A 19,713-nucleotide genomic window follows, 5' to 3' on the forward strand; every position below is an offset into this window, starting at 1 on the left:
ATCCTAACCTATCTTTATATGTTTTCCAACTTTGCAATCACAACCAATTTCTAAATTATCATTATACTCTATTATATTAATATCACAATTGCTAATTAAGTCAATAGAATTTCCATTTAATTGATTTGCTCTTGTATTTTTAATTTTAATTGAATCTCCTTCAATTATATCACACTGCAATTTACCCATAGATCCATACCCAAGAGAAAATTTGACTTTTCCAAATCCAATATTTTTAGGTTTGTCTACCTCTATATAAGTAGCTCCTATTTCCTTACATTTACTTATTCCCTTTGGAAATATAAATATATTTTCTCCTGTTAACAATCCTTCACAATTAATTCGTCCATATATATTTATATCTTCACCTTCTATATTTTCTTTTACTATTAAATCCCCATATACTTTCATACAAATTGAATTTAGATTTTTATTAACTTTTAAATCCCCTCTTATTGTAACATTGTTACACTCAAGTGCGCCAAAAACACATAAATCTCCATTTACAACTAAATTTTCAATCTTACAATCTCCATCTATAACTGTATCTCCATTTACCTTCATTTCTTTTGAATACACATTTCCACTGAATCTAGCATCTCCATTTACTTTTAGTATATCAGTGCTTATATTTCCACTTGAAGTAGCACTTCCCATTACTTTTATTTTTTCATAGCTACCTTCACTTATATATCCAGCTCCTGCTATTGTTATATTATTGTTCATCCGCTTCCTCCTAATATATATTTACTTTTCGCATTTTATTATTTTTTCCACTTTAGAACTTGGGTCTATTTCAATACTTTCTGAGTATTCAACTTCATTTATATAAGAATTTGAACCTATTTTTACATTTTTACCTTTGACATTATCAATACAACAACTCTCTAAAAATATTTCATCAGCCTCTATTATCTTGGCTTCTAGTTTGTTTTCTTTAAACTTTTTAGGTAAAAATAATTTAAATAAAGATTTTGAACTATTATGATTATATATACTCACCTTATATGCTCCAATCTCATTACAAACCGACAATCCTTGTAAATTAATCTCAATGTTTTCACAGTTAATAAAACTTTTATTATTTAATGATCCGTTTAAAACTACAGACTCACATTCTATATCATTTTTCACGGTAAAACTTCCATCACAATTTAACTCATTTCCTTTAAACCCACCGTCTACATTAATTAACCCACTCACATGTGTATTCAAAGCATTTACATTTCCTTTTACTTTTAAGATGCCCGATATACTAATATTTTCAGAATTTATATTTCCATCAATATTTGCACTTCCTGATATTTTTAATTTGACACATTTAATATCGTTATTTATTTTACCTTTTCCTGAAATCTTAACTTCTTGAAATTCACCACCACCGCATGAGCTATATCCATTTATATTTAATATTTTATTATTACAATCCATTTTAGCACTCCTTTGTAACATTGTTTTATTGTTATAGGTTGAGTATAACGAAACAATGTTACATTGTCAACAATCTTATTTTTAAAATTTAAAAAATAAAAAGTTACTAGTAAATACTAGTAACTTTTTTTATAAAATCCAGCTTCTTTTGCACTCATAACTTTATTGCTCAAACATAATGGGCATGCTATTTTATCTTCATACCCATTAATTTTGTATATAGTCCCGCAAACAGCACATCTAAATGTAAAATATAATGTATCTTCTTCTTTAATTTCTTCTTCTATAACTATTTTTATGCAGTTATTATAATAAATTTCCTTTGCAATTTTATACCTTGCATTATTTAATATATTTTCAAATTCATCTATCTTTAAATTCATTTTTTTAGCGCATAACTTAGGTTTTAAATCTTCTATATCTCTAAGTTTTATTGCTTCAATTTCCTTTTTGCTAAGTTTGAGGTCTACAGTACAAATGTCTTTTTCGATTTCCATAATGATTTTCATCCCCTATAAAAATTTTAATTTAGCAAATATACTTTATAGTATGTATATTTTTATAATAGGGTGATTAATGTATGTTTACTCATTTGTAACTTTATTCTCGTGGTTTATCAACCATTCTTTTTTTTCAAGTCCCCCTGCATATCCTACAAGTTTTTTATTAGATCCCACAACTCTATGACAAGGTATAACTATACTTATCTTATTTTTATTGTTAGCATTTCCTACAGCTCTGCAAGCTTTGTCGTTTCCTATTCTACTTGCTAATTCTTTATAAGATATAGTTTCTCCATATGGTATTTTAGTAAGCTCATTCCATACCTTATTTTGAAAATCCGTTCCATTTATTTTTATATTTAAATCAAATAATTTCCTTGTTCCTTTAAAATATTCATCTAACTGCTTCTTAACTTCTTTTATATAGCCATGTTCATCACTTTGTTTCTTTTCATCTTCATTAAAATCTAAGGTTACTAAAGAACTTTCATCAACTACTATTCTTAAATTTCCAATAGGTGATTTATAATATCCATAATACAATTTTTCCATATCAAAATACCTCCATTTATAATTTTTATTAAAAACTTGGTGGTGTTACTGCAAATATAATTTTAGAAGTTTTTTCATAACTGTTTACCCATTTATGTCTCATGTGAGGAAGTATTTTTACACTATCACCCTTATATAAAGTTATAATTTCCTTTTCTAAATGTAGATCTACTGTCCCATCTAAAACTATAGCAACCTCTTCTCCTATATGATCCATTAATTCCTCTGAAGTTTGTGTACTTGGAGTTAGATCCATAGACATAAGCTGTATATCTCCATTAGAGCTAGGAGACAGCATCTCATACATTAAGTTATTATTTTCTGGAAATGTAAGTTTTACCCTTTTATCCTTCCTTACTACTAATTGCTCGCTATTTTTATTTTCTTTAAAAAAGTTAAATAGAGGAACTTCTAATGCCTTTGCTATCATTTTTAAAGTATTTATAGATGGATTTGACAATCCTCTTTCTATCTGACTAAGCATTGACGGTGTTACTCCTGCAATCTGTGCAACCTCTTTTATAGTCATTTGCTTTTGATTCCTATATTCTATTATTTTTTCTCCTATGTTAACATCGCTCATATGTATTCTCCGTTTATTTATTATTTTAACTTTAGATTATATTAATTGTGTTTAAATTTCAAGACATATATTTCTTTTTGTTTTTTTGAAATTTTGTTTGACTTTATCATTATCCTTTGATATAAATTAAATATAAGTTAATTTTATTTAAATAAATTAAACTACACTTAATTTTTTATTAATTAAAGGAGATTTTAAATATGAAAATAAATGAATTGTCTACACCAAACTTTATATTAGATTTAGATGCATTAGAAAATAATCTAAAAATAGTTCAAGACCTTTGTAACAAAAATAATAAAGAGCTTTGGCCTATGACAAAAACTCATAAATCAACTAAGTTAGCTCAAATGCAAATAGATTTTGGTGCTAAAGGACTTTTAGTTGGCACAATTGATGAAGCAGAAGCTTTTGTAGAGTCAGGAATTACAGCAATAACATTTCCTTATCCAATAGCAAACGTTTCTAACATTAAAAAAGCTATAGAACTATCTAAAAAAGCAAGAATAATACTTAGCTTTGATAATGTTGAATCTGCTAAATTATGGAACGATGAATTAGTCAAAGAAGATATGAATATGGAATATTTCATATTAATAAATTCAGGACTTAATAGATTAGGTGTTACTCCTGAGAATTCACCTAATTTAGCTAAAGAATTATCTCAATTTAAAAACTTAAAATTGATAGGAATAAGTACACATCCTGGTCATGTTTATGCAGTATCTTCACCTGAAGAAGTATCACCTATATCTAAGCAAGAAGTTGAGCGTATGAGTACAGCTAAACAACTTTTACAATCTAATGGCTTTGAAATAGATGTAGTTGCATCTGGAAGCACGCCTACATTCTTTGATGTAGTAAGCGATCCTAGTCTTGATGTTTTAAGACCTGGTAACTATCCATTCTACGATAATATACAATTATCATTAGATATATGTAAAGAAGATGATTGTTCTTTAACAGCTCTTGGAACTATAATATCTAGGCCAAGTGAAGATTTATTTATAGTTGATGTAGGAAGTAAGTGTTTAGGCCTTGATAAAGGAGCTCACGGAAGTGCGTTAATAACAGGATTTGGAAAAGTTAAAGGACATGATGAACTTAATATAATAGGTCTTTCAGAAGAAGTTGGAAAAATTCAAATAATAGGAGACACTACATTAAAGGTTGGAGATAAAATTCAAATAATACCTAACCATTCTTGTTCTTGTGCTAATATGACTAGCTATCTTGTTGGTTATAGAGGTGAAGACGTAGTAGAGATAATAGATATTGATGTAAGAGGAAATGCTAAAAAGCCTATATTGTAATATAAATTATAAGTGAAATCAAAATATGACAGATAGTATATACTATCTGCCATATTTTTTCTTTTTATATCTAGTTGTCAAATCTGCTTATTTCAAATAATCTCATATCTTCATCAACTTCATTTTTATAAAGTTTGCTAAGCATAATACCACCAAGAATAGCAAATAATATTCCATTTGCTCCATACCCTAAGCAGTACCATAAGTTTTTATGTTTAGGATCTGGCCCTATAAATCCCAAGTTATCTTTAGTTGTAGCAAAACATCCACAATACTTATACTCAACTTCAATATCTTTTATATCTTTAAACATAGACTTAAGTCTTTGTTCTAGTATTTCATATTTTTCTTGTGCTAGTTTATTGTCATCAATATATTTAAACTCTACATCTTCGCCACCTATAATCATTCTGTTATCTACAGTAGTTCTTAAATAATTATATGGATCACAATTATCCCTTATCAAAATATTATCTTTCCATCCATGTATGATTTCAATTGGTTTGGTAGCTATATTAAATGTAGTGTATTTAGTTGAAAAATTTCTTTTAGTAAATAAAGTAGTGTTGTATCCTGTAGCAACAATTATTTTATTTGCCTTAATTTTATATCCATAACAAGTTTCTATTTCTACTCCATCATTTATATAATTTATAGTTTTTGCCTCTGTATTTTCATATACATTTAGACCATTTTTTTGACTTACTTCAATTAGTTGGTTTGTAAATTTATATGGATCAATTTCAGCCCCTCCATTTTTTGATATTATTCCAGCTTTAAGATCAAAGCTATATGGATTATTGCTTTTATCTATATACTCTACATTAAGTCCATGTTCTTTTCTTTGTTTAAACTCGCTTTCTATAGCTTTTATTTCACTTTGCTTAGATGTATATAATAGAGTATCTCTTTTTATATAATTACAAAAATTTCCATGCTCATTTATAAAATTTTCTATTTCATCTAATGCTTTTAATCCTAACTTATACGCTTTTATTGCATCCTTTAAACATAGAGCTTCTTTAAGTTCAGATAAATTATCATCAAGTTCATATTGTAGTAAAGATGTTGTAACACTTGTACTTAAGTGTCCAATTCTTCCCTTTTCAATTAGTGTAGTATTTATATTATTTTTATTTAAATAATACGCACATATAGCTCCAGTTACGCCACCACCAACTATTAGTACATCTGTTTCTATATTTTTTGTTAAATATTTATATTGTCTATCTGTATTATTTATATTTGTAAAAATCGGACTTCCTTTTACATATTCTTGCATAATTTCACTCCTACTTTTTAATTATTATTTTAGTTTATCCTTAATCATTTTTTAAATTCCTAAAATAAATCTAAAGTAGGATAATCATTTCTTTTTGTTAAGCGAAATTAAAGACCTCTTATATTTAAGATGCATCTCTTACCAGGAGTATTGTAACATTGATTACAAGATACGCATTTAGTTCTTTTTCTTTCTCCACTTTCCCATTTACTTATTAAATCAGGTTCTGCAGTTAATGGTCTAGATAGTGAAAAATATTGTGCATAATCTTTATTTAATATATCTTCCATTATATCTAAATTTCTATTTCCGCCTATAAGTATCACCGGTATGTTTACTAACTCAGATAGTTTTTTAGCATAATCTTTAAAGTAAGATTCTCTATCCTTTGAAACAACGATTTTTGTTCTTGCTGCACCTAAATTATTTTCTGTTACTTCTTTTATAGACTCATTCCCACCTGTTACTTCTATAGCATCAATTCCTAAATCAGCTAACTTTTTTGCTACATATAAGCTATCCTCTTGTGTTAATCCACCTTCACTTACATAATCAGCTGAATTTAACTTTATTAATATAGGGAAATTTTCACCTACTGCAGCTCTCATAGACTTATATATTTCAAAGACTATTCTTCCTCTATTTTCTATACTCCCTCCATACTCATCTTCTCTCTTATTATAGTATGAAGATAAAAATTGGCTTAGTAAATACCCGTGACCGCAATGAATTTCAACTCCATCGAACCCTGATTCTTTTACCCTTTTAGCTGCATTTGCATATGAATTTATTAAATAATTTATTTCTTCTTTAGATATTTCTTTTGCCCATGTTCCAGTATTTTCATTTTTAATAGTTGAAGGTCCCCAAATAGTTCTTTCTCCAACATTAAAATTAGTCATAAATCCACCATAAACTATTTGCATTATTATATTAGATCCTAAATTATGAATTTTTTGTGTGAAATCTTTATACTCTGGTATAAATGAATCATCATATATACCCATCATTCCTGGATTTGGCTGTTCATCCTTAGTAACAAATGCATATCCAGTTATTATAGTTCCTACACCTCCTTTTGCTAATTCTTCATATATAGATATTAATTCAGGAGTTAAATGACCTTTCTCATCTGCTAAGTCTTCCCATAAAGCTCCCCTTAAAAATCTATTTTTCATTTCCATATTCAATATTTTGGTTTTATCAAAAAGTGTCTTCATTTCTTCCTCCTAAAATTTTATTTGTATTGATTTAATATGTAAATTATTATAGGCCGTTTACTTTTTTAATAAAAGTACGCACTTTTTCGTAAGCGTTAAAGTATATATATTCTAAAATAAAAAAGTACCTCTATAATTATAGATGTACTTTTTTATTTTATTAAGCTAAAGCCTTTGAAATTTCAGGATTTTTAATCATAAATTTAACTATAATTGGTATAAAGATTATTTGTATTAACATACCTGGTATAGCTTGTGCTATATTGCCAAATACAAATAACATAGGATTTACTTGTGGAGCTATAGTTAATGAAACTAAATACGCTCCTAGTACCGCAAATAATCTACCACCTATCATAGCGCCTACCAACGATATATATATTTTTTTAGTTTTATTAAATAAAAAACCAGTTATAATTCCATATGCAAAAAGTTCGAATACCATTATAGGCATAACTGGTATTATAGGTGGCATACCAGTCATGATACCACTTAATATAGGTGTAACTATTCCAACTATTCCTCCACAAACTGGCCCTAATAAAAAACCTGCAATTAATACTGGTATATGCATAGGTAAAAATACTTGACCTCCTAAGCTAATCGTATGAAATACCATAGGTAAAATTATTCCAAACGCAATAAAAAGACCTGATAAAACTACATTTTTACTTTTCATTTTAAATCCCCCTAATATCTTTTTATAACTAAGTAATAAATCTCATTATCTTCAAAAGCATCTACTACTTTAAGTCCTGCTTTTTCAAATAAACACCTTTGCTCAATAACTGATATTAATCTATCTTCACTTACACACTCATTTTTTTCCTTATGCATATTGTTTAAAAACGCTCTACTGTTTGAATGTGCTATTATAAGTTGTCCACTTTTTTCCAAATTTTTTTCAACTAGTTTTTTAATAGTATTTGTTTTATCTTTTAAATGCGGAAACATAGAGTATAAAACAATACTATCATAGGTTTCATTTATTACAGCTTTCTCTACATCTACTAATTCAAAAGATACCTTTTCAATATCTCTAAATTTTTCTCTAGATACGTTAAGCATTTCACTTGAAATATCTACACCCTTTATATATCCATTTGGGTTTAATGATTTTAAAAAAGGTATTAATACCCCTGTCCCTGTTCCTATATCCAATACTTTACTATTATCAGTTATGTTTAATTTTGATAATAGTGTATTGATTTTTTCCTCATTCACTTCAATTATACTATCCCATTCTTTAGCTATTTGGTTAAAAAACTCTACTTGATTCATTTTATCCCCCTTTTAAAATACAAAAAAAGCCATGAAGGCTAAAAGCCTTCATGACTTCATTTTCAAATGTTTATTTACTATAAGTATAGTGATTTTAATTTATGCTTGTCAATTTAAAAATCCAAAAAAATTTTATTTATCCAATATCATTAATTCCTTAGGAAATTTAGTTAATATTTGAGGTCCTTCTTTTGTTACTAAAACAGTATCCTCAATTCTAATTCCTCCCCATCCTGGGAAATATACCCCAGGTTCCATAGTTACAACGCAGCCTTCTTTAAGAGTTTTTGTACCATAATTACCTAAGAAAGGTTCTTCATGTAAACCTCTACCTATACCGTGTCCTAACCCTCTATAATAATATTGTTCATACTCCTTAACAACTTCTCTAATTTTAGCATCTGGAACTGTTGCATGAACACCATCTTTCATATTCTCTATTCCTACAAGTTGAGCTGCTTTTATTAACTCATATAATTCTATCTGCTTTTGATTTGCTTCACCAACTATAAAAGTTCTTGTAGTATCAGATCTATATCCATTGTACATTGCCCCATAATCTATAAGCAATAAATCTCCTCTTTCAATCTTTTTATCGCTTGGTTTTCCATGAAGCAGAGATGTTTTTGCTCCTGATATTAATATCGTATCAAATCCTAAATTATGCGCTCCATTCATTTTCATAAAATATTCCAATTTAGCTGCTAATTCTCTTTCTGTAACTCCAACCTTTATATGTGGAATTAATTCTTCTAATGCTTTATCTGCTATTTCACAAGCTTTTTTTATATTATCTATTTCTTCTTGATTTTTAACATATCTTAATTCTTCTATAAGCCCATCTGAACACACTAAATTTATTTCACTTTTATCTAGCTGAGATTTAAAAGCTTCATATTTTTCAAATGTTAAACTAGATCCTTCAAACCCTAATGTTTTTATATTATTTTTTAAGCATACATCTTCAACTGCTTTACCTATGTTTCTGTCAAACAAATGCCAATTAACTAATTCAAACCCTTTACAAAGACTTTCTGCCAACTCCATATATCTAGTATCAGTTATCAAAAAATTTCCTTTTTTAGATATAATTGCAAATGCATCTTCATCATTATAATTTGATATGTAATTAACATTTTGATCATTAGTTAAATAAATTGCATCTAAATTTTTTTCCTCTAGTAATTTAACTAATTTTTCTATCTTATTCATATCGCAGTCCCCCTTTTTTAGCTATACTTAAATTGTATATTTTTTATGTGCTAATTGTCAATCTCATTGTGTAACGTTTTCATAAGAATGAAATATATTTGATTTTAGATATTCACCATGAATTTTTCATAAATGTGACACATACTGAACATCTAAATATCAATTTTATACTTTATAAAATATTTTATTATCTCTTATCACATAAAAAATAATCTAATAAACATCCAATAACTATACCTAAACTATAGCTGATTAAGTCTTCAAATAAAAAACCATGTCCTAATACCAACCCTCCAAGAGTTGTAGCTCTTATATTGTTTATCCATTCAGCTTGGTATAATTGACTTGTTTCTATAGAAAAAGAAAAAATTATAGCTAGTGTTAAAGTTTTTACTAATTTTAATTTTGGAATTAAAAATCTCAATCCAAAATATACCATCATAGCCCATAACATATCTCCTACAAAGGGAGCAATAGCTTTAGGAAAGATATTCATGTATTTTCTTGATAATAGTCCCATAATCATTATAAACATTGTGATTACTAGGTACCTTAACCTTTTTTTCATTTTGCTTACTCCTGAATTAGATTTACCTAAATAGTATTTTATAATAAAATAAGGTTAATATAAGTTTACCTTATTTTAACCTTATTTTACATTTTATTTTAGTAACCTCTATAATAAAACTTTTTCAAACTCTACCCTATATGTTTGAAAATCTAGTTTTTCATGTAGTTTTATAGATGCTAAATTATTTATACCAGTTCCCGATCTTAAAACTTTCGCTCCATTTATTTTACATTGTCCTTCTACATGTTCAATTAAAAAACTTGCAATTCCTTTATTTTTATAGCTATCAATAATTAAAATATCATTAATCTCTGCTATTGATATATCATAGTCCTTAATATCATAAAAGCTAACCCAACAATATCCTATTTTCTTTACTCCATCTTGAACTATTAGCCCTAATGCTCTAGTTTCTTTTAAACTTTTTGTTAAAGCTTTTAAAAATTTACTGGGATTCTCTGTTGAAAACCACTTAGATCTATAACTATCATATCCGCATTCAGCTATCCATTTACTTTCGCATTTAAAGTTAATTTTACAATGACTTTGTAATATAAAATCCTTATCGCTTTCCAAATCTATATTTCTTATAGAATATTTCATTATTCATCCTCCCATATTGGATTTACCTACTCGATGGTTTAAGCTTGTACCAATTTATAACTTTTTAAACTTTTATATATTTAAATTCTATGTATATTAATTCTATGTATATTAATATCAAAAAAATACTACTTTATTGCTAAGCTATATAAATAAAAAAAGTAGAAGCATAATGCTCCTACTTTTTTAAGTTTATTTTTAATTCCCTTATCTTTCCCTAAATCTAGTTAAGTTAGCAAATACTATTTCACATCATTATTACTATATTTTATAACACTAAATCCAAGTAACGCTAGTCCTAATAGCATTATTGCAACCATGTATTGTGCTGAAAGTAAATAAAATAAAGTTAAAAAAGCAAAAAAATGTAGTAATAATATAATTGCATTTTTTATTTCTTGCATGACCATTCTCCTAATAATAAGTGTAGTTAATATTATCTATTCTAAATTTAGTATAATTGTGAAAAAATCTTTTCTCCATACTCTAAGTATATACTAAAATTTTTTTTCTATAGGCTTATATTTTGGTTTTTATATTTTTATTAATTCCATTTCATAGCATTCTTCTACTACAGATTCTTTTTTCTTATTTAGAACAAAATACTCTAAACTTAAAATCGAATTAAATATCATCATAACTATAAATCCATATAAAATTGGATTTAATTTATTACCTATTCCAATTGGAGATGACTTCATATATGCATAATTTGAATTTATTAAATTATTTATATTAAACATAGCTATATGATATAAGTTAGTTATAATAAATACTTTCTTAAAATCTGATTTACTCATACCTATCTTTTTTACAGTTAGTAAATATATAGATCCCCAAAGCAACAAAATATGTCCTATAAAATATGAAAATTGAGTCATATGAGGAAAAACAAATGGATCAAGCCCTGGAAATAATAGTGCTGAAATCGCTCCAAATACGCCCCAGTATGATCCCATTTTCATCATGAAATCTTTTTTAAATATCATACCAATGGAGATCAAAATTATAGCTATCCTACAATGAAATAGAGGCAATCCTTCCTGTACAAAATGGTAATTTCCTCTAAAGTACCATAAATATAATGTTATTTGTTGAATTAATAGCGCTATTCCTATAAATAATTCAAATAATCTATTTTCTCTTTTCTTATTAATGATAGTTACTATCCCAAGCAAAGTTATCCCTAACAGTATTAAATGTATAACTCCAAAGTTAGAAAAGTTATTTCTTTCTATTGAAGTTCTAAAAAAATAATGAAGTTTATTCATAAATGTCTCCTTAATCTAATTTTATCCCTTCAATATTATAAATACATAAAATACATTTATCAAATGTCAATTTTGTAAGAATTAAAAACTTTTTTGTTACATGGTGTATGTAATAATTTAATATCCTAATAATCTATATATAAATTTTAATATAAAAGTACCCTTATATTTTTAAAGCCTCTATTAAATAATAGAGGCTTTAAATTCATATATAAGTTTATTTTTATTTTAGCTTAACTTTGTTTTCATCCATTCTTTTCCTTCTACCAGTCTAGCGACCATCATAGAACATACTGTGTTACCAGTTGAGTTTAAAACTGTAGCTGGTGCATCTATTATAGTACTAATTACCGCTATTATAGGAAGTACTTCTGGAGAGAATCCATATACACTTAATATTAACATTTCTCCCATCATACCTCCTCCTGGAATCGCACCCATAACCGCTCCAACTAAGAAAGATACTGATACTATAGAAATTATTGCAGATATACTAGTTATATCCCTTCCAAATAATCCAAATAAGAAAGTTATTTTTAAAACTCCACCTATTACAGATCCATCTTTGTGTATGTTTGCACCTAGAGGTATTACAGTTTCTGCTATATCATTTGGTACTCCCATTTTTTTACTAGCATCTAAATTAACCGGTATTGATGCTGCACTAGAGCAAGTTGCTAAAGCCGTAACTGTAGGTGCTATAGCATTTTTCCAAAACACTTCAACTCCATGTTTTCCTCCAGCTATATAAGCATATAATGTGAATATCCCTGCATAGCATATAGCTGCTAGAATTATATATAATACAAAGACTTTAGCATATCCTGATAATATTTGTGGTCCTAATTCTCCTATTACACTTGCAAAATAACATCCTAATCCTATAGGCGCTAACTTCATTATTAAGTTTACTAATTTCATCATAACTGCAGCACCTGCTTGAGTGAAGGTAGCTATAGGTTTTGCAATCTCTCCTGCCATAGCTGTTGCTATACCTACTAAAATTGAGAATATAATAAGTTGTAGCATATTTGCTTTTGATAATAAATCTTTAAAATCACTTACTGTAACTGTGTTTACAAGTTGCTGTAATAATCCAACTTTTTCTGTATCTACTTTTTCTACCGAACTTTGCATTAAATTTGCAAACATATCTGGATTTAATCCTTTTGTTGGATTGATAATTATAACTCCAATTATACCTATAATAGATGATATTATAGCAGTCATTGCAAATACTAAAACTATATTTTTTAATATTTTTCCTAATCTTTTCATTTCTCCCATATTAGAAATTGCTGAAGTTACACTAAAAAATACTAATGGTACTAATGTCATGAATAATAAATTTAAAAATAAGTCTCCTACTGGCTTAAATATGGCTGCCTTAGCGCCCATTATAGCTCCGACGATTCCCCCTAATATAATTGCTAAAATTAAGATTATTGATGATTTGTAATTCTTCCAAAATGACTTCATTATTTTCTCCTTTGTGTCTTATTTAATTTTTTACCTTTAGTCAGCGATTTCTAATCTTAAAAGATCTTCAAAGCTTTCTCTTTTGCATATTAATTTACTTTTGCCATCTTTAACAGATACTACTGCAGGCTTTATTATTTTATTGTAGTTTGATGACATTGAATATCCATACGCTCCAGTTGATGACATTATTAATATATCTCCACTTGCTATATCCATAACATCAACATCTGTTATTAGTATATCACCACTTTCGCAACATTTACCAGCTATTGTAACTTTATTATTTTTTTCTATACCCATTTTATTGCCAATTGAACATTCATAACCTGCCTGATATAATGATGGTCTTATATTGTCTGTCATTCCACCATCAACACTTACATATGTTCTTACATCTTTTATATCCTTTATAGATCCAACTGTGTATATTGTGCTACCTCCATTTGCAACTATTGATCTTCCTGGCTCTATTATTAATATTGGAACACTTATATTTATATCTTTACATACATCGTCAACTTTTTTTATTATTGCACTGCAAAACTCTTTTATTGTTTTAGGTTCATCACTCTCTGTATAATAAACACCTACACCTCCTCCTAAGTCAACTTCCTCTATGTTTATGTTATGTTGTTGTTTTATTTCTTTTACTAGGTTCATCATTATTTCAACTTCATCTAAGTATGGCTCTACGTCAAAAATTTGAGATCCTATATGAGCATGTAATCCTACTAGGTTTATATTTTCATATTTCTTAATATTTTCTAATGCATCTTGTAAATCTCCATTTGATAATGCAAATCCAAACTTTGAATCAATTTGTCCTGTTTTTATATAATCGTGAGTATGTGCTTCTATTCCTGGTGTTATTCTAAAATATATAGATTGAATTTTATTTTTTTGCTCACAAATGTTCTGTAATAACTCTAATTCATAGTAATTATCTACAACAAATCTCCCAACTCCAAGATTTACTCCCATTTCAATTTCATCTATTGTTTTATTATTTCCATGAAATAATACTTTTTCCATAGGAAAACCTGACTTATGCGTTGTGAAAAGTTCACCACCTGATACTACATCAAGATATAAGCCTTCTTCAGATATTAATTTACACATATACATTGGTAAAAATGCTTTACCTGCATATGCAACTCTGTTTTTATTTTCATTGACCTTGAAATGTTTTATATATTCTTTACAATTGTTTCTAACTAACTCCTCATCAAATACATAAAGTGGTGTTTTATACGTTTCTCTAAGTTCTTTACATCCAACTCCACCTATATATAATTCATTTCCTTTTACTGACATAGTACCTTGTAATTTCATATCTTAAGTCCTCCTATTTTGTATTAATCATTTTTTATAAACAAAAACCCCCCTTAAGTTTCACTTAAGGGGGATTAAAATTTAGCTAGAAATATATAGCATCTATTCCTTAAATGTAGCTCAACACAATTTAATATTGTGACAGTTATGCATATATTATATACATCCCCAGGTACATAGCCTTAAAGCATCAGCTACATCCTTCGGCAACAATCCCTTTCCCAATAATTCTTCGTTGCTTAACTCATTATTGGTACTGATTATTATCGCGACCTCTACAATTCGTATTCAATTTATTTATATGTAATTTTACATACCTAATTTATAATTGTCAACAATTTTATTTTATTTAAACTTTAATTTTATGTAATATTATTTCAAAATCAGCATTAAATAAATAAACTCGTACTAACATTTTAAATAATACGAGTACGAGTTTTTATTTATTATATATATATTTAATTAAGATATCAACTAATTTTTAATATTCTTATGTAAAATTCAAAATATTACTTAATTTTATTAATTAAACTTTTAATTTTAAATTAATAGCACTTAATAATATTTAGAAAACTTACTATTTTCTTTGTTTTAAAAGAACTTTCCTTTTTTTTAACACATTTAAGTTTTTTCAACTATACTCTACTTATAGGTTTTAATATCTTTATTATTATAAGGGGGCGATATTAGTGCTTATTAAACAAGTAATAGCTATCATCATATTTTTAGTGGTTATGTTAGCTATTATTTCAGAAAAAGTAAATAGAGCTATTGCAGCGATGGCAGGAGCTTTACTTATGATTATATTTAACATATTGTCAGTTGAGCAAGGCCTGCATCATATCGATTTTAATACAATTGGGGTTTTAATAGGCATGATGCTATTTGTTTCTGTTGTCAAAAATTCAGGTGTGTTTGAATACATAGCTATATTTTCAGCTAAAAAATCAAAGGGAGATCCTTGGAAAATTATGCTATGTTTTGTAATATTAACCGCTGTTTTATCAGCTGTTTTAGATAATGTTACCACCGTTTTATTGATAGGGCCAATGACTATAGTTATAACTCAAATTCTAAATATAAATCCAACTCCATTTTTAGTAACTCAAATTCTAGCATCTAATATAGGAGGTACTGCAACCCTAATAGGAGATCCACCTAATATAATGATAGGTAGTGCAGCAAATCTAAGTTTTGCAGACTTTATAATAAACTTAGGTCCTATAGTTCTAATCATTTTGTTTTTAACTATCTTGTGTTTTAAATTTATGTTTAAAAAACAACTTTTTGTAGATGATAAAGCAAAAGAAAAAATTTTAAATTTAGATGAAAAAAAAGCAATTAAAGATAAGCCACTGCTTATAAAGAGTATTATTATGATTATATTTATTTTACTTGGATTTATTCTACACAATGTTTTAAACCTTGAATCTAGTATAGTCGCTTTGACAGGAGCTACTATAATGATGTTTATAGGCAAACAAGATGTTGATGAAATCCTTTCCAGTATTGAGTGGTCAACTATAGCGTTTTTCGGAGGATTATTTGTAATAGTTGGAGGACTTGTTGAGGTTGGAATAATAAATAATATTGCTCAATATTTAATAAGTGCAACAAGTGGTCATTTAGTTCTTACAATGCTAGTTATACTTTGGTTGTCAGCTATAATTTCATCATTCTTAGATAATATACCTTTTGTAGCTACTTTGATTCCACTTATACTAACTATGCAAGGCCAAGGTATAGATGTAATGCCAATATGGTGGGCAACTTCTCTAGGCGCTTGCCTAGGTGGTAATGGTACATTAATAGGAGCTTCTGCTAATATAGTTCTTGCTAATGTAGGTCAAAAAAATGGATACCCTATAAGTTTTAAAGAATATTTTAAAATAGGATTTCCACTTATGATACTTTCAATACTAATCTCAACTATTTATTTACTAATCCGATTTTAAATAAATTTTAGGAGGAATACTAATGAATATTTTAGATAATGCTTATGGAGACACTATAGAAGCTCGACTTAGATATATAGGTGCAACCGATATAAAAAAAATCCATGGAATATTATATTTTATAGAGTTTGAAATTGATGATAATTTAAAAGTTTCTTACTCATATAATATAAATTCCAAAAATAAATACTATCTTCAAAGAATAAAACCCTATCCAATTCCAGAGGGAATCTTTGATAAGGAGTATGAAATAGTTTCTTTTATAGAAAAAGATATTAAGAAATTCATGAATGCTAAAAAAAGTAATAACTTTGAGCTTTTTTTAAAAATTACAGATGAACTAAATACAATTAGTTTTGACATAGAAGAGCTTTTTTTAAATTACAATATAGATAAAATGGATTTAGAAAAATTAAAATATGAACTTGATAATATATTAAATTTATTTAAAAACTCTAAAAATAGATCTCCTAAAATAGATATATTAGATAAATAAATTATATATAAAAAAGGTAGATTGAATTTGACTTTCAATCTACCTTTTTATTTTTTATTAATTATGTTTAATTTGAAGCATCTTTAACTTTAAACTGATTTATTATATTCATAGTAAAACCGATCATTATAGATATAACTAATCTTACAGGTATAAATACACATATTGATATTACTATTGATTTAATTAAGTATAAAAAAGTAAAACTATATCCTGTACTTAGTAGTAATATATCAAAAAGCGTGGTTACTATTAAAATATTTAAATACATATGTACATTTTTAAATTTTTCTTTTTTAGTCATAATCACAAGATATAACACAGGTATAAGTACCATTGATAAAGATGACACTATTATGAATATAATATTTCTGATACTTAAATCTAAATTATTTAAATTTAAAAAATATAAAAGATAAAAAGTTATATTTGATATTCCTATATGTTTAAAATAATTTTGCATCAAATTCTTTATAATACTACTTTTCATTTCATCACCTCTTTAAAATATACTAAAAAAATAGTTTTTATATTACAATTTAAATTAAAGTAATTACAATATATTATAAAGATTATCAAATCATATTAATAAATAGTTGATGAATTAAGTAAATACTTTAATGCTGTATATGTTTAATTTAAGTAAACTCAAAAAAATAGCTATATAAAATATATGTAGCTATTTTTTTGAGTTTTAATTTATTTTAAAAGTAATGCAGGTAAAAATAAGCACCAATCATTTAATACATGCACAAATGTTGAAATCCAAATATTTTTAGTTTTTATATATGGGAATGTAAGTACTAGTCTTGCCATACTAATTCCTATAACAGCTTGAATAATATTCCAGTTATATGTTTTTAAATGTATAGCCCCAAAAATAATAGCAGATAAAATCCAAGCTATAGTTACTGCTTGTTTTCTAGAAAGTTTTAGATTTTTAGTTGCAAATTGTAAAATAACTAAAAATGGAATAATAGTAATTAATTCTTCTCCAAAAAGCATAGGTATTAATTTAACCGCAAACATTATATTTTCAAATGTTGAGTTTCCATTAAGAGAACCTACAGCTGGATTAGCTGCTGCTCCTGCAAACTTTGTTAGTAAAAACCCAGATATTAAGCTAACTATTAAATTAACTATTAACACTCCAAATACTAAAAAAACATCTTTAAAATAAATTTTTCTGAAAATCTTAGTCCAATTAGATTTAACAACAATAGCAAAAGCACTTAATGGAATAATTATATTTATGAATGGATGCATAAATCTTGGTAAAAAACCAGATCCCACTTCAAAAAATACAATACTTCCAATACATACTATCAAAAGAAACCAGCTTTGCAACGCTGTAAAATTCATTGGATTTCCATTATAAAATGGGAAGTCATCATTTTTATTTTCAAATCTAAAAAAATCATTTTTTTTCATATTATTTTCTCCTTTTTAATTTCATTTATATAGTTTTTACAATTTTTTCATATATAAAAGACTTTTTATTATTTTACAATACTTGGTATATTATAAAATTATTGTTGAACTTTACCTATTTACATAAATCATTAAATAATTTAATTTCTAAATTTTTTTCATTTATCTTCTCCTCTCAATTGTTTATAAGTTTAATTTAACTAATTAAACTTTCTAAAACCTTTCTATATTATTTCTATTTTCTGTACTTTTTATTTTTCATAAAAAAATGATTCCTATTGAGTATAGAAATCATTTAATTAATGCTATTTTAATTTTCAAAATATCCTTTGCTAACAATACAATAATCTTATCTAATATTTTTTAAAGAATCTCTTTTAGTTACAAATAACATAATAATTATTAAAAATACTATTACAAAACTGCATACGATACCAGCTTCAGGCCCAAATGCTCCACCTGTAATAACTTCATTTCCTACTAAATTCAAGTCAACTATAGTTCCTGTCCCTACTTCATTTCCACTAACTTGGAATCCAAATATATTTCCTTGGGCAAAATTCCATGCGCTATGAATTCCGCAAACAACCCATAGGTTTCCAGTATTTATAACTATTAATCCCAGTAAAATTCCAACCAATACAATATTTATCATAGCTACATAATTTATACTAGGATTCTCAGAATGTATCAAACCAAAGAATACAGATGATACTATTAAACCTATTATGATATTATATCTAGCACCTATTACGTTCATTAGCCATCCTCTCATTAGTATTTCTTCTGTAGCACCTTGCAGCAACCATCCTACTAACATTATTGAAATATTTAATAATGCCGCTGTCCCTACTGCTTGTGTTGACTTAGTTTCAACTGTTATAAATCCTAATATATATAGTATAAATACTACAGTGCTCATCATAAGAAATCCTATAAGTAGTCCTAATGCATATTTTGAAATCCAATGCTCTCTATAAAATCCTAAAGTTTTTATTTCTCTTCCTTCTATAGCTAATACCCAAATAAATAACATTGATGATATCAATCCAAATACAAGCAGCTGAACAAATTGAATTATTAAATTTTGATTTTCTATAAACACACTACTCTTTGATATTGATCTCAACATAGGTCCAAATATTAATTGTCCAGTAGCCGCTCCTCATTTAAAAAGTAAATATGCTACTAACAT

22 protein-coding genes and 1 riboswitch are annotated in these 19,713 nt (G+C 26.8%); of the genes, 3 read left to right on the forward strand and 19 right to left on the reverse strand.

Going from position 1 to position 19,713, the window contains the following annotated elements:
• Positions 1–3 precede the first annotated feature (3 nt).
• The 5 genes from ACN6I1_RS07715 to ACN6I1_RS07735 form a co-directional block, all read right to left on the reverse strand.
• Positions 4–726, reverse strand: coding sequence for a polymer-forming cytoskeletal protein (locus ACN6I1_RS07715; protein ID WP_419741489.1), 723 nt, complete (start codon positions 724–726; stop codon positions 4–6).
• Between the two features lie 21 nt (positions 727–747).
• Positions 748–1,431, reverse strand: a complete 684-nt coding sequence (locus ACN6I1_RS07720; RefSeq protein ID WP_085281841.1) for a polymer-forming cytoskeletal protein — start codon at positions 1,429–1,431, stop codon at positions 748–750.
• Between the two features lie 116 nt (positions 1,432–1,547).
• Positions 1,548–1,928, reverse strand: coding sequence for a DUF134 domain-containing protein (locus ACN6I1_RS07725; RefSeq protein WP_053831902.1), 381 nt, complete (start codon positions 1,926–1,928; stop codon positions 1,548–1,550).
• A gap of 87 nt (positions 1,929–2,015) precedes the next feature.
• On the reverse strand, positions 2,016–2,486 hold the full coding sequence (locus ACN6I1_RS07730; protein WP_053831901.1) for a methylated-DNA--[protein]-cysteine S-methyltransferase: 471 nt from the start codon (positions 2,484–2,486) through the stop codon (positions 2,016–2,018).
• A 28-nt stretch (positions 2,487–2,514) separates the two neighbouring features.
• Complete coding sequence (locus ACN6I1_RS07735; RefSeq protein ID WP_419741490.1) at positions 2,515–3,069, reverse strand: helix-turn-helix domain-containing protein; 555 nt, start codon at positions 3,067–3,069, stop codon at positions 2,515–2,517.
• A 200-nt stretch (positions 3,070–3,269) separates the two neighbouring features.
• On the opposite strand from ACN6I1_RS07735, the gene ACN6I1_RS07740 reads away from it, so the two are divergent.
• Positions 3,270–4,382, forward strand: a complete 1,113-nt coding sequence (locus tag ACN6I1_RS07740) for an alanine racemase (protein WP_419741491.1) — start codon at positions 3,270–3,272, stop codon at positions 4,380–4,382.
• A gap of 70 nt (positions 4,383–4,452) precedes the next feature.
• Here the strand turns inward: ACN6I1_RS07740 and ACN6I1_RS07745 are convergent, their stop codons facing one another.
• From ACN6I1_RS07745 to lysA, 11 genes are all read right to left on the reverse strand, one after another.
• Entirely contained in the window at positions 4,453–5,664 is a 1,212-nt protein-coding gene (locus ACN6I1_RS07745) for an NAD(P)/FAD-dependent oxidoreductase (RefSeq protein ID WP_419741492.1), read from the reverse strand.
• 107 nt (positions 5,665–5,771) lie between these two features.
• Positions 5,772–6,884 (reverse strand): NADH:flavin oxidoreductase, encoded by a 1,113-nt coding sequence (locus ACN6I1_RS07750; protein ID WP_419741493.1) that lies wholly within the window; start codon positions 6,882–6,884, stop codon positions 5,772–5,774.
• 160 nt (positions 6,885–7,044) lie between these two features.
• The gene (locus ACN6I1_RS07755; RefSeq protein ID WP_419741494.1) at positions 7,045–7,563 is read right to left on the reverse strand and encodes an ECF transporter S component; all 519 of its coding nucleotides are present in this window, start codon (positions 7,561–7,563) and stop codon (positions 7,045–7,047) included.
• An 11-nt stretch (positions 7,564–7,574) separates the two neighbouring features.
• Positions 7,575–8,165 (reverse strand): class I SAM-dependent methyltransferase, encoded by a 591-nt coding sequence (locus ACN6I1_RS07760; protein ID WP_419741495.1) that lies wholly within the window; start codon positions 8,163–8,165, stop codon positions 7,575–7,577.
• A 132-nt stretch (positions 8,166–8,297) separates the two neighbouring features.
• The gene (locus ACN6I1_RS07765; protein WP_419741496.1) at positions 8,298–9,377 is read right to left on the reverse strand and encodes a M24 family metallopeptidase; all 1,080 of its coding nucleotides are present in this window, start codon (positions 9,375–9,377) and stop codon (positions 8,298–8,300) included.
• 187 nt (positions 9,378–9,564) lie between these two features.
• Positions 9,565–9,945, reverse strand: coding sequence for a DUF2809 domain-containing protein (locus tag ACN6I1_RS07770; protein ID WP_419741497.1), 381 nt, complete (start codon positions 9,943–9,945; stop codon positions 9,565–9,567).
• Between the two features lie 108 nt (positions 9,946–10,053).
• Positions 10,054–10,551, reverse strand: a complete 498-nt coding sequence (locus tag ACN6I1_RS07775; RefSeq protein ID WP_419741498.1) for an N-acetyltransferase family protein — start codon at positions 10,549–10,551, stop codon at positions 10,054–10,056.
• A gap of 242 nt (positions 10,552–10,793) precedes the next feature.
• A complete protein-coding gene (locus tag ACN6I1_RS07780; RefSeq protein ID WP_158088024.1) occupies positions 10,794–10,955 on the reverse strand; it encodes a hypothetical protein in 162 nt (53 codons plus the stop codon).
• Between the two features lie 129 nt (positions 10,956–11,084).
• Positions 11,085–11,822 (reverse strand): TIGR02206 family membrane protein, encoded by a 738-nt coding sequence (locus ACN6I1_RS07785; RefSeq protein ID WP_419741499.1) that lies wholly within the window; start codon positions 11,820–11,822, stop codon positions 11,085–11,087.
• A gap of 228 nt (positions 11,823–12,050) precedes the next feature.
• Positions 12,051–13,301 (reverse strand): dicarboxylate/amino acid:cation symporter, encoded by a 1,251-nt coding sequence (locus ACN6I1_RS07790; protein ID WP_419741500.1) that lies wholly within the window; start codon positions 13,299–13,301, stop codon positions 12,051–12,053.
• Positions 13,302–13,337: 36 nt separating this feature from the next.
• Positions 13,338–14,636: a diaminopimelate decarboxylase gene (gene lysA / locus ACN6I1_RS07795; RefSeq protein WP_419741501.1), complete on the reverse strand. Its 1,299-nt coding sequence runs from the start codon at positions 14,634–14,636 to the stop codon at positions 13,338–13,340.
• A 108-nt stretch (positions 14,637–14,744) separates the two neighbouring features.
• Positions 14,745–14,922, reverse strand: a riboswitch (Lysine riboswitch).
• A 403-nt stretch (positions 14,923–15,325) separates the two neighbouring features.
• On the opposite strand from lysA, the gene ACN6I1_RS07800 reads away from it, so the two are divergent.
• Together ACN6I1_RS07800 and ACN6I1_RS07805 are read left to right on the forward strand one after the other, a co-directional pair.
• Positions 15,326–16,591, forward strand: a complete 1,266-nt coding sequence (locus tag ACN6I1_RS07800) for an SLC13 family permease (RefSeq protein WP_419741502.1) — start codon at positions 15,326–15,328, stop codon at positions 16,589–16,591.
• A 22-nt stretch (positions 16,592–16,613) separates the two neighbouring features.
• Positions 16,614–17,087 (forward strand): hypothetical protein, encoded by a 474-nt coding sequence (locus tag ACN6I1_RS07805; RefSeq protein ID WP_419741503.1) that lies wholly within the window; start codon positions 16,614–16,616, stop codon positions 17,085–17,087.
• Between the two features lie 67 nt (positions 17,088–17,154).
• Here ACN6I1_RS07805 and ACN6I1_RS07810 read toward each other — a convergent pair whose 3' ends face one another.
• From ACN6I1_RS07810 to ACN6I1_RS07820, 3 genes are all read right to left on the reverse strand, one after another.
• Entirely contained in the window at positions 17,155–17,577 is a 423-nt protein-coding gene (locus tag ACN6I1_RS07810) for a hypothetical protein (protein ID WP_419741504.1), read from the reverse strand.
• Positions 17,578–17,786: 209 nt separating this feature from the next.
• Positions 17,787–18,518 (reverse strand): CPBP family intramembrane glutamic endopeptidase, encoded by a 732-nt coding sequence (locus ACN6I1_RS07815; RefSeq protein WP_419741505.1) that lies wholly within the window; start codon positions 18,516–18,518, stop codon positions 17,787–17,789.
• A gap of 349 nt (positions 18,519–18,867) precedes the next feature.
• Positions 18,868–19,647: a CPBP family intramembrane glutamic endopeptidase gene (locus ACN6I1_RS07820; protein ID WP_419741506.1), complete on the reverse strand. Its 780-nt coding sequence runs from the start codon at positions 19,645–19,647 to the stop codon at positions 18,868–18,870.
• Positions 19,648–19,713: the final 66 nt, after the last annotated feature.

The organism is Paraclostridium dentum, assembly GCF_048568265.1.
In the GTDB taxonomy this organism is placed as follows: Bacteria; Bacillota; Clostridia; order Peptostreptococcales; family Peptostreptococcaceae; genus Paraclostridium; species Paraclostridium dentum.